This window comes from Sphingomonas sp. RB1R13, assembly GCF_036663775.1.
Lineage (GTDB): Bacteria > Pseudomonadota > Alphaproteobacteria > Sphingomonadales > Sphingomonadaceae > Sphingomicrobium.
This window is the reverse complement of record NZ_JAXOJM010000001.1, coordinates 100,069-113,779: the sequence shown is the minus strand read 5'-3', so window position 1 is coordinate 113,779 and position 13,711 is coordinate 100,069. Positions and strand designations below refer to the sequence as shown.

The 13,711-nt window shown below is 64.6% G+C and carries 15 protein-coding genes; 9 read left to right on the top strand and 6 right to left on the bottom strand.

All coding sequences use genetic code 11. From position 1 onward, the window contains the following. Positions 1-53: 53 nt before the first annotated feature. Complete coding sequence (locus U1700_RS00620) at positions 54-314, bottom strand: circumsporozoite protein (protein ID WP_332749259.1); 261 nt, start codon at positions 312-314, stop codon at positions 54-56. A gap of 180 nt (positions 315-494) precedes the next feature. Here U1700_RS00620 and U1700_RS00615 point away from each other — a divergent pair, with 180 nt between their 5' ends. Further along, positions 495-2,483: a protein-disulfide reductase DsbD family protein gene (locus U1700_RS00615; protein ID WP_332749257.1), complete on the top strand. Its 1,989-nt coding sequence runs from the start codon at positions 495-497 to the stop codon at positions 2,481-2,483. Here the strand turns inward: U1700_RS00615 and U1700_RS00610 are convergent. Next, positions 2,455-4,119 carry an amidohydrolase gene (locus U1700_RS00610; RefSeq protein ID WP_332749255.1) on the bottom strand — a complete coding sequence of 555 codons (1,665 nt, stop codon included), beginning with the start codon at positions 4,117-4,119 and terminating at the stop codon, positions 2,455-2,457. The genes U1700_RS00615 and U1700_RS00610 overlap by 29 nt on opposite strands. A 54-nt stretch (positions 4,120-4,173) precedes the next feature. On the opposite strand from U1700_RS00610, the gene U1700_RS00605 reads away from it, so the two are divergent. Then, on the top strand, positions 4,174-5,397 hold the full coding sequence (locus U1700_RS00605; RefSeq protein ID WP_332749253.1) for a threonine ammonia-lyase: 1,224 nt from the start codon (positions 4,174-4,176) through the stop codon (positions 5,395-5,397). A 161-nt stretch (positions 5,398-5,558) separates the two neighbouring features. Beyond that, positions 5,559-6,368, top strand: coding sequence for an arginyltransferase (locus U1700_RS00600; RefSeq protein WP_332749251.1), 810 nt, complete (start codon positions 5,559-5,561; stop codon positions 6,366-6,368). On the opposite strand, the gene ctrA is transcribed toward U1700_RS00600, so the two are convergent. After that, entirely contained in the window at positions 6,365-7,072 is a 708-nt protein-coding gene (ctrA, locus tag U1700_RS00595; protein ID WP_332751070.1) for a response regulator transcription factor CtrA, read from the bottom strand. The genes U1700_RS00600 and ctrA overlap by 4 nt on opposite strands. 217 nt (positions 7,073-7,289) lie before the next feature. Between ctrA and U1700_RS00590 the strand changes: the two genes are divergently transcribed. The 3 genes from U1700_RS00590 to U1700_RS00580 are packed head-to-tail and all read left to right on the top strand — an operon-like array spanning position 7,290 to position 8,903. After that, the gene (locus U1700_RS00590; protein ID WP_332751068.1) at positions 7,290-8,018 is read left to right on the top strand and encodes an RluA family pseudouridine synthase; all 729 of its coding nucleotides are present in this window, start codon (positions 7,290-7,292) and stop codon (positions 8,016-8,018) included. Beyond that, positions 8,008-8,424, top strand: a complete 417-nt coding sequence (arfB, locus tag U1700_RS00585; protein WP_332749250.1) for an alternative ribosome rescue aminoacyl-tRNA hydrolase ArfB — start codon at positions 8,008-8,010, stop codon at positions 8,422-8,424. Before U1700_RS00590 ends, arfB begins: the two co-directional genes overlap by 11 nt. Beyond that, complete coding sequence (locus tag U1700_RS00580; RefSeq protein WP_332749248.1) at positions 8,424-8,903, top strand: GAF domain-containing protein; 480 nt, start codon at positions 8,424-8,426, stop codon at positions 8,901-8,903. The genes arfB and U1700_RS00580 overlap by 1 nt, the downstream gene beginning before the upstream one ends. Before the next feature lie 8 nt (positions 8,904-8,911). On the opposite strand, the gene U1700_RS00575 is transcribed toward U1700_RS00580, so the two are convergent. From U1700_RS00575 to U1700_RS00565, 3 genes are all read right to left on the bottom strand, one after another. Continuing rightward, entirely contained in the window at positions 8,912-9,469 is a 558-nt protein-coding gene (locus tag U1700_RS00575; RefSeq protein WP_332749246.1) for a hypothetical protein, read from the bottom strand. A gap of 20 nt (positions 9,470-9,489) precedes the next feature. Then, complete coding sequence (locus U1700_RS00570) at positions 9,490-9,885, bottom strand: hypothetical protein (RefSeq protein WP_332749244.1); 396 nt, start codon at positions 9,883-9,885, stop codon at positions 9,490-9,492. Between the two features lie 93 nt (positions 9,886-9,978). Beyond that, positions 9,979-10,434, bottom strand: coding sequence for a universal stress protein (locus U1700_RS00565; RefSeq protein WP_332751066.1), 456 nt, complete (start codon positions 10,432-10,434; stop codon positions 9,979-9,981). A gap of 148 nt (positions 10,435-10,582) precedes the next feature. On the opposite strand from U1700_RS00565, the gene U1700_RS00560 reads away from it, so the two are divergent. From U1700_RS00560 to lpdA, 3 genes are read left to right on the top strand one after another with little or no spacing between them, the layout of a single operon-like run. After that, positions 10,583-11,911 carry a pyruvate dehydrogenase complex dihydrolipoamide acetyltransferase gene (locus U1700_RS00560; RefSeq protein ID WP_332751064.1) on the top strand — a complete coding sequence of 443 codons (1,329 nt, stop codon included), beginning with the start codon at positions 10,583-10,585 and terminating at the stop codon, positions 11,909-11,911. Positions 11,912-11,946: 35 nt separating this feature from the next. Beyond that, positions 11,947-12,297: an acyl-CoA thioesterase gene (locus U1700_RS00555; protein WP_332751062.1), complete on the top strand. Its 351-nt coding sequence runs from the start codon at positions 11,947-11,949 to the stop codon at positions 12,295-12,297. Next, positions 12,290-13,702 (top strand): dihydrolipoyl dehydrogenase, encoded by a 1,413-nt coding sequence (gene lpdA, locus U1700_RS00550; RefSeq protein WP_332749242.1) that lies wholly within the window; start codon positions 12,290-12,292, stop codon positions 13,700-13,702. Before U1700_RS00555 ends, lpdA begins: the two co-directional genes overlap by 8 nt. The last annotated feature ends 9 nt before the right edge of the window (positions 13,703-13,711 follow it).

Genomic DNA, 13,711 nt, shown 5'->3' with positions numbered 1-13,711 from the left:
CGAGGTTGTCCCCGCGGCCCTTTCCGATTTTCGGTCACTAAAGACCGAAAGGCTTACTTGGCGGTGTTCGCCACGGCGTTGGCCGAAGCGTTCAGGCCGTTCGCGGTCGCATTGGCGGTGTCCGCAGCGGCATTGGCCGTCGCGTTGCCGGCGGCGTCGAGCGCGTTGTCGGCGCCGTTCATCGCGGTGTTGGTGTCAACCGCAACGGTGTTCTCGGTGGTCACCGTGTTGTTGTCGACAGTGGTTTCGGTCTTCTTGGTGCAGGCAGCGAGGCCAAGCGCGAGGACCAGAGCGGTCAGTGCAATCTTCTTCATGATCGTTCCATTCCTAATCGGTGACGAGTTCCCTCGCCAGAGGCTCGGCCTGCCGCATAAATCGGTCAAGCCAGCGCGCGCCCATATAGGGGAGTGAGGGGTCACGCAATCGTCATTTATATTTGCTGCGACGAAATGAGGACGCTCGACGACGCCGTGAAGCCCGGGTAGCGGGGTTGAATGACGCGTCTTCTCCTCCTGTGGCTTGTCACTTTCATGCTCGTCGGCAGCCCGGCGATGGCGGGCGGTCTGGCTAATGGGCGCAACGCCATCCAGCCCGAACTCGTTGCCGAATCGAGCGCCGTCCCCGGCGAATCACTCGACCTCGCCATCGTCATGCACACCACGCCGGGCTGGCACGGCTATTGGCTCAATCCCGGCGAGGCCGGGCTGCCGATGACCGTCGCCTGGCAACTGCCCGCCGGAATGTCCGTCGGCGATCTTCGCTACCCCGTGCCGACCCGTCTGATCCTCTCTGGCATCACCAACTACGTCTACGACCGCGACTATGCCCTGCTCGTCCGCGTCGCCGTGCCGAAAGGGGCCAGCGGCATCATCCTGGTCCGGGCCAAGGCCCACTGGCTAGCCTGCACCGAGGAAGTGTGCGTGCCCGAACATGGGCTCCTGTCGCTCGACCTGCCCGTCGGCGACGGCAGCGCACCGCTGCGCCAGCGGTTCGACGAGTGGCGCCGCGCTTTGCCCCGACCCATCGCCACCCCGGCGCGGTTCGCCGTCGAGGGACAGGCGATCCACCTCGCCATCCCGCTTCCCGCCAGCGTCACCACCGGCACGCCTTACTTCTTCCCCGGCGAAAATGGCCCGATCGACCTCGCCGCACCGCAGAAGTTTCGCCGCAGTGGCGACTGGCTCGTCGCCGACCTCGTCCGCAAGCGTGGCAACCCGGCAGGGCTGAGCGGCGTCATCTCGCTGGGCGACGGTCGCGGCCTGTCGTTCGAAGCGACCCCGGGCGCAGTGCCCAGCGGCGGCGAGACCATTGGCAAGGTCGGTGGTCGAGCGCTGCTGCTCGCCCTGCTCGGCGCGCTGGCTGGTGGCATCCTCCTCAACCTCATGCCATGCGTCTTTCCGATCCTGGCGATCAAGGCACTCCACCTCGCGCGCTCGGGAGGCGACGAGCGCACCGCGCGGCGCGAGGCACTGGGCTATGCCATCGGCGCAATCCTCGGCACCGGGGCACTCGGCGCGCTGCTGCTCGTCATCCGCGCCGGGGGCAGCGCGGCGGGCTGGGCGTTCCAGCTTCAGGACCCGCGCACCATCCTGCTGCTGATGCTGCTGGCGGGGGCGATCACGCTCAACCTGCTCGGCCTGTTCCGCCTGCCGGTGATTGGCGGCGACACCAACCCGACCAGCAGCATCGCCACCGGCGCGCTCGCCGCTTTCGTCGCGACTCCCTGCGCGGGGCCGTTCCTCGGCGCTGCGCTCGGCACTGCGTTGCTGCTCCCCGCCGCCGGGTCGATCGCGGTGTTCGCGGTGCTCGGCCTCGGCCTGGCGCTCCCATTCGTCGCGGTTGCCTTCATTCCTGCGCTGCGTGAGCGGCTGCCGCGCCCCGGGGCGTGGATGGTCCGGCTTCAGCGCTTCCTCGCCATCCCCATGGCCGCAACCGCTGCGGCTTGCCTGTGGCTGCTGTGGCGCCAGGCGGGCGGGCAGGGGCTTGCCGTCGGGCTCGTCGCGCTGGCCCTGCTGGCGGCGCTCCTGTTCGCCTCCGCCAAGCGCGAGGGGCTCGGCCTGCTCACCCTGATCGGAGCAGCGGCGATCGCGCTCGGCGGCGTGTTCCTCGTGCCGCAGCGTGCCGCTTCTGCTTCCCATTCCCCGGCGGGTGCTACGGCGTGGAGCGAGGCGGCGGTCCGCTCGGCCTCGGCCAAGCACCCGACGTTCGTCTACTTCACCGCCGACTGGTGCCTCACGTGCAAGGTCAACGAAGCCGCCGCGATCGACCGCGCCGAAGTCCGCGACGCGTTCAAGGCTGCCGGGGTCAGGGTGTTCGCCGCCGACTGGACCAACGGCGACCCGGCGATCACCCGCTTCATCGAAACCCAGGGTCGCGCCGGAGTGCCGCTTTATCTGTGGTACGAACCCGGCAAGGCCGGGGAGGAACTACCTCAAGTCCTGACGCCAAACATGCTTATCGAACGGGCACAGCGGAAGCGTTAGCTCGGTACACCAACCGCCCCGCCATCCACGTCTCGAGCACTTTCGTCGCTGCAATATCGGTCGCCGTTGCCGTCGTGATATCACGGTCGACGATGATGAAGTCGGCGATCATCCCTGGATCGAGCGACCCCAGCCGATCCTCGGCCTGCCCGGCATAGGCCGCTTCGCGCGTAAACCCCGCCAGTGCCTGCGCCAGCGTCACCCGCTCCTGGGGACGCCAACCCCCGGGAGGCTGGCCCTGCGGATCGGCGCGGCTGACCGCCGTCGATATCCCCGGAAAGGGATTGGGCGACTCCACCGGAAAGTCCGACCCGAACGCCAGGTGCGCCCCGGTCGCGGCGATCGAATGCCACGCATAGGCTCCGGCCAACCGCGCGGCGCCCAATCGCGCCTCGACCATATTGTCGTCGCTGGTCTGGTGGGTCGGCTGCATCGAGGCGATGATCCCGGCCTTGGCGAGACGCGGAATGTCGGCCGGGTCAAGGATCTGGGCATGCTCGATCCGCCACCGCCGATCGGTGCCATAAGTCCGGGCGAGCTCTTCATACGCCCCGATGACCTGTGAATTGGCGGCGTCGCCAATGGCATGGATCGCAATCTGGAAATGATCCATCGCCGCGCGGCTGGCGAGGTTCTTGAGCTTGGCATCATCCATAAACTGAAGGCCTCGAGTGTCGGGCTTGTCGCTGTACGGTGCCTTGAGCCACGCCCCGCGTGAGCCCAGCGCGCCGTCGGCGTAAAGCTTCACTCCCGCCATCCGCAGACGATCGCCGTAGAGCCACCCGGTTGGCTTGCCCCCCGCAATGCTGATCAACGGATCGAGCCCTGCGGCATAGCTCATCACGCGTACTTGCAACCGTCCGGTATCGCCCAGCCGCCGCATCGTGTTCCAGTCGGCCTCGTTGGTCCCCATATCGGCCACCGCGGTCACGCCATAGCCGAGCAGCAGCGCCTGTGCATTGGTCAGCCCCTGGTCGCGCTGGGCGGGAAGCGCCGTGGGGATCTTGCTCTCGACCAGGTCGCGCGCCTTGTCGACGAACAGCCCCTTCTCGATCCGGCCACCGGCGGGGGCGTTGGTCGCTGGAGTAATCCCGGCTTCCTTGAGCGCGGCGGAATTGCCCACCGCGGCGTGCCCATCGACCCGTATCAGCCACACCGGTCGGTCGCTGATCACCGCGTCGAGATCGGCGCTAGTCGGGAAGCGCTTGTCGGCCCAGCTTTCCTGGTTCCAGCCGAACCCCTGCACCCAGCGCGGGGCATTGTGGCTGTCGCTGAACGCCTTGAGCCGCGCCTGAAGTTCGGCGATCGACCGCGTCCCGGTAAGGTCGAGCTGAAGCGTGCCCAGCCCCAACTCGCCGACATGACCGTGGGCGTCGATCAGCCCGGGGAGCAGTGCGCGCCCGCCGCCATCGACCCGAAACTCGACCCGCCCCGGCCGTGCGTCGCCTTGCCTGAGCAGCCGCACCACCTTGCCGTCATTGCCGATCAGCACCCCGCTGAAATGCTCGACTTGCCCGCCGCGGTCGACCTGCACGCCATTGACGTTGTCGATCAGCGTGTCGGCCCGGGCAGGCGCGTAAACGGCGGGGGAGGCGGCGAGGAGCGCTGCGGCGAGCGCGATGAGGGAGGTTTTCATGGCGTCGGGTATAAGCATTGTTCGTGTCCGCCGGAAAGGCTAGTCGCCCGCGCCATGACCAACCTGATCGCTCCGACCCTTTCAGACATCCGTACCGCCGCCAAGCGGATCGAGGGTGCGGTCATCCGCACGCCCACGCTGATGAGCCGGACCCTGTCCGAGATCATCGGCGCCGAAGTTTGGCTCAAGTTCGAAAATCTCCAGTTCACCGCCGCCTACAAGGAGCGCGGCGCGCTCAACAAATTGCTCCAGCTGACCCCCGAAGAGCGCGCCCGCGGTGTAATCGCCGCGTCGGCCGGCAACCATGCCCAGGCGGTCGCCTATCATGGCAAGCGGCTCGGCATTCCGGTGACGATCGTCATGCCGCTGTTCACGCCGACGATGAAGGTCACCCAGACCGAAGGTCACGGCGCGCGGGTGATCCTGTTCGGCGACGCGGTGGACGACAGTTTCGCCCGCGCGCGCGCGATGGAGGCGGCAGAAAGCCTCGTCTTCGTTCACGCCTTCGACGACCCCAAGGTGATAGCGGGGCAGGGCACAATCGCGCTCGAAATGCTTGAGGACGCGCCAGATCTTGATTTGCTTGTGATCCCGATCGGCGGCGGCGGCCTGATCTCAGGCGTCGCCACCGCCGCCAAGGCGATCAGGCCGGCCATCGAGGTGATCGGGGTCGAAGCCGATCTCTATCCATCGATGAAAAATGTCGTTCAGGGCGGCAAGCGCGCGGTCGGCGGTGACACGCTGGCCGAAGGGATCGCGGTCAAGGAGCCCGGCGTCCTGACGCGGCAGATCATATCCGCGCTGGTCGACGACATCCGCCTGGTTGCCGAAAAGGATATCGAGCATGCCGTCGCGCTGCTCGTCGCGATCGAGAAGACCGTGGTCGAGGGCGCCGGCGCCGCCGGTCTTGCCGCAATGCTGGCCGAGCCCGAGCGCTACAAGGGGCGCAAGGTCGGCACGATCCTGTGCGGTGGCAATATCGACACGCATCTGCTCGCCAATGTGCTCGTGCGCGAACTCGTCCGCTCGGGCCGCATCGCGCGGCTGCGGATCGCGCTACAGGACCGCCCCGGGGCGCTCGCCGCCGCGACGCGCATCTTTCACGAATGCAGCGTCAACATCCTGGAAGTCCACCACCACCGCATCTTCACGCACCTGCCCGCCAAGGACACGATGATCGAAGTCCAGTGCGAAGCGCGCGACGAGGCCGGGATCGCCCGATTGATTGAATCGCTCGAGGCGGCGCAATTCACGGTCGAACGGATCTCGTTTGATTGAGTGAGCGCGGCACCGGCCGGGAGAGTTAGTTGCTTCCGCCAAAAACGCCCCGATTTGGAACACTCGCGCCATTAACCCATTAAGCATTGGGCATGGCTCTTCCCAACGGCGTTGGGGAGTCGCATAAAGGATTTCGTAACCAACTTTGGAGGCCACCACGGGTGAGCGCACCATTTCGCTTTCCCAAATTCTTCGTAACCAATCCGAGCCCATGTCCGTATCTTCCGGGCAAGGTCGAGCGGAAGGTGTTTACGGAGCTGAATGGCCGCCACTCGGGCGAGCTCAACGAAGCGCTCGGCCGGATCGGCTTCCGCCGCAGCCAGTCGGTCGCCTACCGCCCCAGCTGCATCGATTGTACCGCCTGCGTCTCGGTCCGCGTCTGCGCATCGGAGTTTGTGGCCAGCGGCACCCAGCGCAAGATCCTGCGCCGCAACGCCGACCTTGAAGTCACCGCGTGCAAGCCGTGGACGACCGAAGAACAATATGAGCTTCTCGGCCGCTATCTTGCCGCGCGCCACCCCGGCGGGGGCATGGCCGAAATGGACGAGAGCGACTTTGCCGACATGGTCGAACAGACCCCGGTGCGCACCACCATCGTCGAATATCGCGAGCCTTCGGTCGACGGCAAGCCGGGCAAGCTGGTCGGCGCATGCCTCTCGGACCAGCAGAGCGACGGCCTGTCGATGATCTACAGTTTCTACGACGTCGGCCCCGATGCCCGCAAAGGGCTCGGCACCTTCATCATTCTCGACCATATCATCCGCGCCGGCCGCGCGAACCTGCCCTACGTCTACCTCGGCTATTGGGTCGAAGGGTCGCATCGCATGGCCTACAAGGCCAGCTTCCGCCCGTTAGAGCGGTTAGGGCGAGATGGCTGGCGGCGCATGGAAGATGTGGCCGCCGAACCGGCGAAAGTCCGCGTCGAAATACCCGCTTACGTCGAGCGCAAGCGGGCGATGGTCGAGGCTTAGGCCACCGCCGCTTCGGGCAACTCAACCCCCTCGGCGTCGCGCAGCACGTAACCCCGGCCCCAGACGGTTTCGATGTAATTGTCCCCGCCGCACGCCAGGCTCAATTTCTTGCGCAGCTTGCAGATGAACACGTCGATGATCTTGAGCTCGGGCTCGTCCATCCCGCCGTAGAGGTGGTTGAGGAACATTTCCTTGGTCAGCGTGGTGCCCTTGCGGAGCGAGAGCAGCTCCAGCATCGCATATTCCTTGCCGGTCAGATGGACCCGCGCGCCGTCGACTTCGACCGTCTTGGCATCCAGATTGACCGCCAGCTTGCCAGTGCGGATGACCGATTGCGAATGACCCTTCGAGCGGCGGACGATGGCGTGGATGCGCGCGACCAGTTCGTCGCGGTGGAATGGCTTGGTGACATAATCGTCGGCGCCGAAACCGAGCGCGCGGACCTTGCTGTCCATCTCGTTCAATCCGGACAGGATCAGCACCGGCGTGCCGACTTTGGCGACACGCAATTTCTTGAGCACGTCGTAGCCGTGCATGTCGGGCAGGTTGAGGTCGAGCAGGATGATGTCGTAATCATACAGCTTGCCCAGATCGAGGCCCTCTTCGCCAAGGTCCGTCGTGTAGACGTTGAACCCTTCGGTCCCCAGCATGAGCTCGATGCTCTTGGCGATCGTCGCCTCATCCTCGATCAGCAAAACTCGCATCATGCATCCCCTGTTCAAGCCGACGGCCCCGAGCGTTTACGACAAATCGTTTCACACTCTTAACGTCGTTGAAGCGACCATTAACCATTCAACGTTTGAGGGCGAAAGGTTAATAAGTCCTAAAAGATTGGAATCCCGTCATATCGTTGCGCCCGCGCCACAGCGCCTCTCCGCCGCAGATTTGCCGAGCCGCCGCCATCGTGCCACTGGCGAGCATATGGACCTGTCGGCACGCATCATCTTTCACGACGCCGAAGCGTTCGTCCTCGACAAGCCTGCCGGGCTGCCGGTCGACGCCCCGCGCGCCGGGGGTGACAGCATCGAGCGGCGGATCCACGACCTCAAGTTCGGCTTCAAGCGCCCGCCGACCCCGATGCACCGGCTCGACCAGGACACGTCGGGCTGCCTGTTGTACGCCCGCCACCCTTCCGCCCGTGCGCAATTTCAGGCGGCATTCGAAAGCGGCGCCGTCCAGAAATATTATCTCGCGGTCGTCGCCGGCGAGATTGACGAGGCGGGCACGATCGACTTGCCACTGGCGAAAATATCCAGTGCCGAGGCCGGTTGGAAAATGCGCGGCGATCCGGCCGGCAAGTCGGCGATCACCGACTGGCGCCGCATCGCCACCCGCGACGGCCGCAGCCTGGTCGAATTCCGCCCGCGCACCGGCCGCACGCATCAGATCCGGGTCCACGCCCGCGAGGGGCTCGGCGCCGGGATCATCGGCGATTTCGTCTATGGCGTTCCAGGTGGCGAAATGCTGCTCCACGCCGTCCGGCTGGTCGTTCCGCGTGCGAAAAAGCCCGCAATCGACGTCACCGCGCCGCTTCCGCCACGCTTCGGCGACTGGCGCGAGTTCGTCGAAGCGCCGGTCGCCGCGCCAGTCGCCGCCGTTCCTGTCGAAGCGTCCGAAGAACCCCAAACGGTCGCGGACGATGCCGCCTGAAGATTATAGCGCGCTGTGGCCCGAGGATGCGCTGTCCGAGAAATTCCTCGCCGCGACCGGCCCCGGCGGCCAGAACGTCAATAAGGTCGCGACCGCCTGCCAATTGCGCTGCAACGTCTTCGCGCTCGGCCTGTCGCCCGATGCCTACGCCCGCCTCAGGACCATCGCCGGAAGCAAGCTGACTATCGGCGGCGAGCTGATCATCACCGCGCGCCGCTATCGCACCCAGGAAGCCAATCGCGAAGACGCCCGCGCCCGCCTTGCCGAGATGATCGCGGCTGCCCACATCGTCCAGGCCCGCCGCCGCCCGACCCGCCCAAGCAAGTCGGCGAAGGCCAGGCGGGTCGATACCAAGAAGGGCCGCGGCGAAATCAAGAAGGGCCGCGGCAAAGTGAGTTTCGATTAATGTACGACTTCAAGCTGGATGCCACCGACAAGCCGACCCTTTACCGCGACCTCGCGTCCGCGCTGGAGGGGCTGATCGCGGGCGAGCACGATCCTATCGCCAACATGGCCAACGCCGCCGCGCTGATCTTCGAGACGGTACCCGGGCTCAACTGGGCGGGTTTCTACCGCTCCATCGACGGCGAGCTCGTGCTGGGCCCGTTCCAGGGTCGCGCGGCGTGCATTCGCATCGGATTCGGCCAGGGCGTATGCGGCGCTGCGGCGGCCACCCTGCAAGTCCAGCGGGTCGATGACGTCCACGCCTTCCCGGGTCACATCGCATGCGACGCCGCGAGCGTCAGTGAACTGGTCGTGCCGATTGTGCGCGATGGCGCGCTGCTGGCAGTCCTCGACCTCGACAGCCCGCAAAAAGCCCGCTTCACCCAAGAGGACGAAGCGGGCTTCAAAAAATTATGTGAATGCCTGTCTCAGAGTATTTGAGCGTTAATTTACTTTGTGGTGCCACTCACCAGCGTCGGCGTTGCGACAGTCGCCGCCGCCGGTGTCGGAGCGGCAACAGCCTTGGTTAGGGCGCCGCGTTCGAACAAGGCTTGCTCGATACGCTCGAAAGCCACCTGGTAGGTCTTCTCGTCGAGGATCGGCTTATCATTAGCCGACCCGCCGAAGCGTCCTGACGAGTTTTTCGTGTTCATGAAGTTAAGGCGGACGCGGCTCATTCCACTCGGCATGGTCTCGACAAATGCCGTAACCCGGCTTCCCCCACTCGACGACATGCCAGCCCATGCCTCAAAAAAGCTGGTCTTGTTCTTGTTGGCACTCTGGGCAGTGATGAAGCCCGACCCCATGTCCGCGCTCGAAACTTGGTATCCCAAATCCTGAAAGACCGACATGACCGACGAGAACATCGTATCTTTCGCTGCCTTGAATTCGCGCGACTGTAGCGCCTGAATTTCCATGGGGGTTAGATTGACTTTTTTTGCCACTGCGGGCGTGCCGGTGACAGACATTGCAACGAGCGTCGCAACGAGGAATGCATTTTTCTTCATGATTGTATTTCCGCCTTATTTTAGAAGTCGCTCGTGCGACTACGGAAGTCGCTGACGACATCATTTTTGTTAAAAGTAATGATCAGCGTCATCATCCGGCTAGACGAAGAGAGACCCGCCGCCGACCGCGATTCTCCGGTCAAGAAAATGCTCCAGTAGTTGGATGAAGACGACGATTGCTCGACGGATGCTTGCCGCTGATAGCTCCAAACCTCTTCGCCCGATGCGTCACGCGTCGTGATATTCGGAGATCCGAAGGAATTCAAAACATCGTTCTTTGTCGTGACACCAAGTTTAAGGTTCATCTGAACGTTGCCCTGAGTCAGGATGCTATTTCGCTGATCCACAGGTCCTGGTGTTGTCGCGCATCCCGACAAGAGCGCTACGGTAAAAGCCAAAGGCAATAACTTACGCATGTTTCCCCCATTTCAATGAGGGCAAATTATCGATCGATTGAATTTGGTCAAGCAACATTAGAGATTAATCAAAACAATTTCTTTCTATTGGAATTAGCTTAACGCTTCCAACCGTTCGTCGTCGAGACTCCCCGGAATAATCATTACCGGGCACGGCAGCTTGCCCGAATCATGCCCGGTAAAATCCGCCACCAGCGGCCCCGGATGCCCGCCCGAACAGGCGCCTAGCACCAGCGCCGCAATATCGTTCCTCGTCCCGATGAAGGCGCGCACTTCGGATACCGGCTCGCCTGATCGCACGACGATGTTGGGCCTGATCCCCGCGGCATCGACAATCTCGCCGACCGAGGCCGTGACGCTCGCCTCGATCCGCAGGCGCTGCTCTTCCTCCATCGCCGCCTGGACCCCGCCCCACTGGACGAAATCCTGCGGCTCGACGATCGCCAGCACTTCGATCGTGCCATTGGTCTTGGCGGCGCGGCGCGCGGCAAAGCGCAGCGCGACCCGCGCCTCGGCGCTGTCGTCGATCACCACCAGATAGGTGCGTATGGGCGTCCCCGCTTCGTCCATCATGCGCAAGCTGCACACAAAGCATGGAGCCATGCAAGGTTTGGATCGCCAAAACCCCGGTTGCGCCTTGACCGCGCGGCGCGCTTTGGTCTTTGTGGCGGCGACCTTCCACGATCCGGGAATGCCCATGCCGACCGAGCTCAAGATGCCCGCCCTTTCGCCGACGATGGAGGAGGGGACGCTCGCCAAATGGCTGGTCAAGGTCGGTGATGTCGTCAAGTCCGGCGACCTTCTCGCCGAGATCGAGACTGACAAGGCGACGATGGAATTCGAAGCCGTCGATGAAGGCACGATCACCCAGATCCTCGTCGCCGAGGGCAGTGAAGGCGTGAAGGTCGGCGCCCCGATCGCGATCCTGGCGGCGGAGGGGGAGGATACGTCGGCCGCTCCGGCGCCGGCGCCGGCGGCAAAGGCCGAATCGCCTGCACCCAAGCAGGTCGAGGCGGCGCCGGCAGAACAGCCAGCCCCAGCTTCCGCCCCGACTCCGGCGCCCCCGGCAACCGGCGGCGGTGAGACCCCGCCGGCGCCTGCCTCGCCCGCCGTCGGCAAGGAAGCCGACCGCATCGCCGCGTCCCCGCTCGCTCGCCGCCTCGCCGAAGCACAAGGCATCGACCTCTCGACCGTCAAGGGCTCGGGCCCCAATGGCCGCATCGTTCGTGCCGACGTCGAGACCGCGCCCGCAGCTTCCGCCCGGGTACCGGCGGTAACCGCCGCCGCGCCGCCGCCGCCCTCTGCGAAACCTGCCGCCGCCCCGGTCGACACCGACATTCCGCACGAAGTCGTCAAGCTGTCGGGCATGCGCAAGGTCATCGCCCGCCGCCTGACCGAATCGAAGCAGCAGGTCCCGCACATCTATCTCACCGTCGACATCCGCCTCGATGCACTGCTGAAATTGCGCGGAGAATTGAACGCCGGCCTCGCCAGCCGCAACATCAAGCTCAGCGTCAACGACATGCTGATCAAGGCGCTCGCCTTGTCGCTGATCGAAGTCCCCGAATGCAACGTCAGCTTCGCCGGCGACACGCTGGTCAAATACAGCCGCACCGACATTTCGGTCGCGGTGAGCATCCCCGGCGGCCTGATCACCCCGATCATCACCGGTGCCGACACCATGGCGATCTCGGCGATCTCAAAGGCGATGGGCGACCTCGCCGGGCGGGCGAAGGAGGGCAAGCTCCAGCCCCACGAATATCAGGGCGGCACCGCCAGCCTGTCGAACATGGGCATGTACGGCATCAAGCAGTTCGACGCCGTCATCAATCCACCGCAAGCGATGATCATGGCGATCGGCGCGGGCGAGGCGCGGCCCTATGTCGTCGACGGCGCTCTCGTGGTCGCAACGGTAATGAGCGCAACGGGCAGCTTCGACCACCGCGCGATCGACGGCTCGGACGGCGCGCGCCAGATGAAGGCATTCAAGGCACTGGTGGAGAACCCGCTGGGGCTGGTGGCTTGAGCGGGGCAAGAACCCCCCTCATCCGCGTGACCGCAATGCCGGCCGACACCAATCCTTATGGCGGGGTGTTCGGGGGGTGGCTGATGAGCCAGATGGCGCTCGCTGCGGGGAGCCTTGCGTCGCGGACCGCGCGCGGCAAGTGCGTGGTGGTCGCGGCGGACGAGCTGCGCTTTCCCGGCGCGATGGCGGTGGGGGACGAGCTGAGCGTGTACGCAAGTATCGCGCGGCAGGGACGCACGTCACTGACCATCGCCGTGGACGCCGTCGCCCGCGAACGCGACGGTGAGGCGGAGACCAAGGTGGCAAGCGGAGTATTCAGCTTCGTCGCGCTCGATGACAACAACAAGCCGCGGCCGATCGTGGCGGAGGAAGTAACCCATGGCTGACCAATACGACCTCATCGTCCTCGGCTCGGGTCCCGGCGGCTATGTCGCGGCGATCCGCGCGGCGCAGCTCGGGCTAAAGGTTGCCATCGTCGAGCGTGAGCTGCTTGGCGGGATCTGCCTCAACTGGGGGTGCATCCCGACGAAAGCGCTTCTGCGCTCGGCCGAAGTGTATCATTATATGCAGCACGCCGACGCCTACGGGCTGTCGTCCGAAAAACCGACCTTCGACCTCGCCAAGGTTGTCGGTCGCAGCCGCGCAGTGTCGAAACAACTCAATCAGGGAGTCACGCACCTGATGAAGAAGAACAAGATCACGGTCGTCATGGGCGACGGCGCCCTCACCGCCGCCAATAAACTCACCGTCACCAAGGACGGCAAAACGACCGAGCTCGAGGCGAAACACATCATCGTCGCGACCGGGGCGCGGGCGCGCGACCTGCCCTTCGCCAAGGCCGACGGCAAGCGTATCTGGACCTATCGCCACGCCATGACCCCGCCCGAAATGCCGACCGACCTCCTCGTCATCGGCTCGGGCGCGATCGGGATCGAGTTCGCCAGCTTCTACAACGACATGGGTGCGAAAGTGACCGTCGTCGAAATGCTCGACCGGATCGTGCCCGTCGAGGACGCCGACGTGTCCGACGCGTTGCAGAAATCGCTCGCCAAGCAGGGCATGACGATCATGACCGGCGCCGGGGTCGAGAGTATCATCTCTGACGCGAAGGGCATCGCCGCCAAGATCAAGACCGCAGATGGAAAGATCGCCGAACAGCGCTTCAGCCACGTCATCGTCGCCGTCGGGATCGTCCCCAACACCGAAAATATCGGGCTCGAGAAACTCGGCGTCGCTACCGATCGCGGCTTCCTCAAGACTGACCCGATGTGCCGCACCAATGTCGCCGGCATCTGGGCAATCGGCGATATCACCGCCCCGCCATGGCTCGCGCACAAGGCTAGTCACGAGGGCGTGATCGCCGCCGAAGCCATCGCCCAGGCGCTCGGTAACAAGGATGTCCACCCCCATGCGATGGACCCGAAGAACATCCCCGGCTGCACCTATTGTCACCCGCAAATCGCATCGGTCGGCCTGACCGAAGCCAAGGCCAAGGAGGCCGGGCACGAAGTCCGCGTCGGCAAATTCCCCGCCATCGGCAATGGCAAGGCGATTGCGCTCGGCGAGGTCGAGGGCTTCGTCAAAACCGTCTTCGACGCCAAAACCGGCGAATTGCTCGGCGCGCACATGATCGGCGCGGAAGTGACCGAGCTGATTCAGGGCTACACCATCGGCAAGACCGCCGAACTGGTCGAAACCGACTTTATGCAGACTGTCTTCCCGCACCCCACGGTCAGCGAAATGATGCACGAAAGTGTTCTCGCCGCTTACGGAAAGGCAATCCATATCTGACCTTCGCAG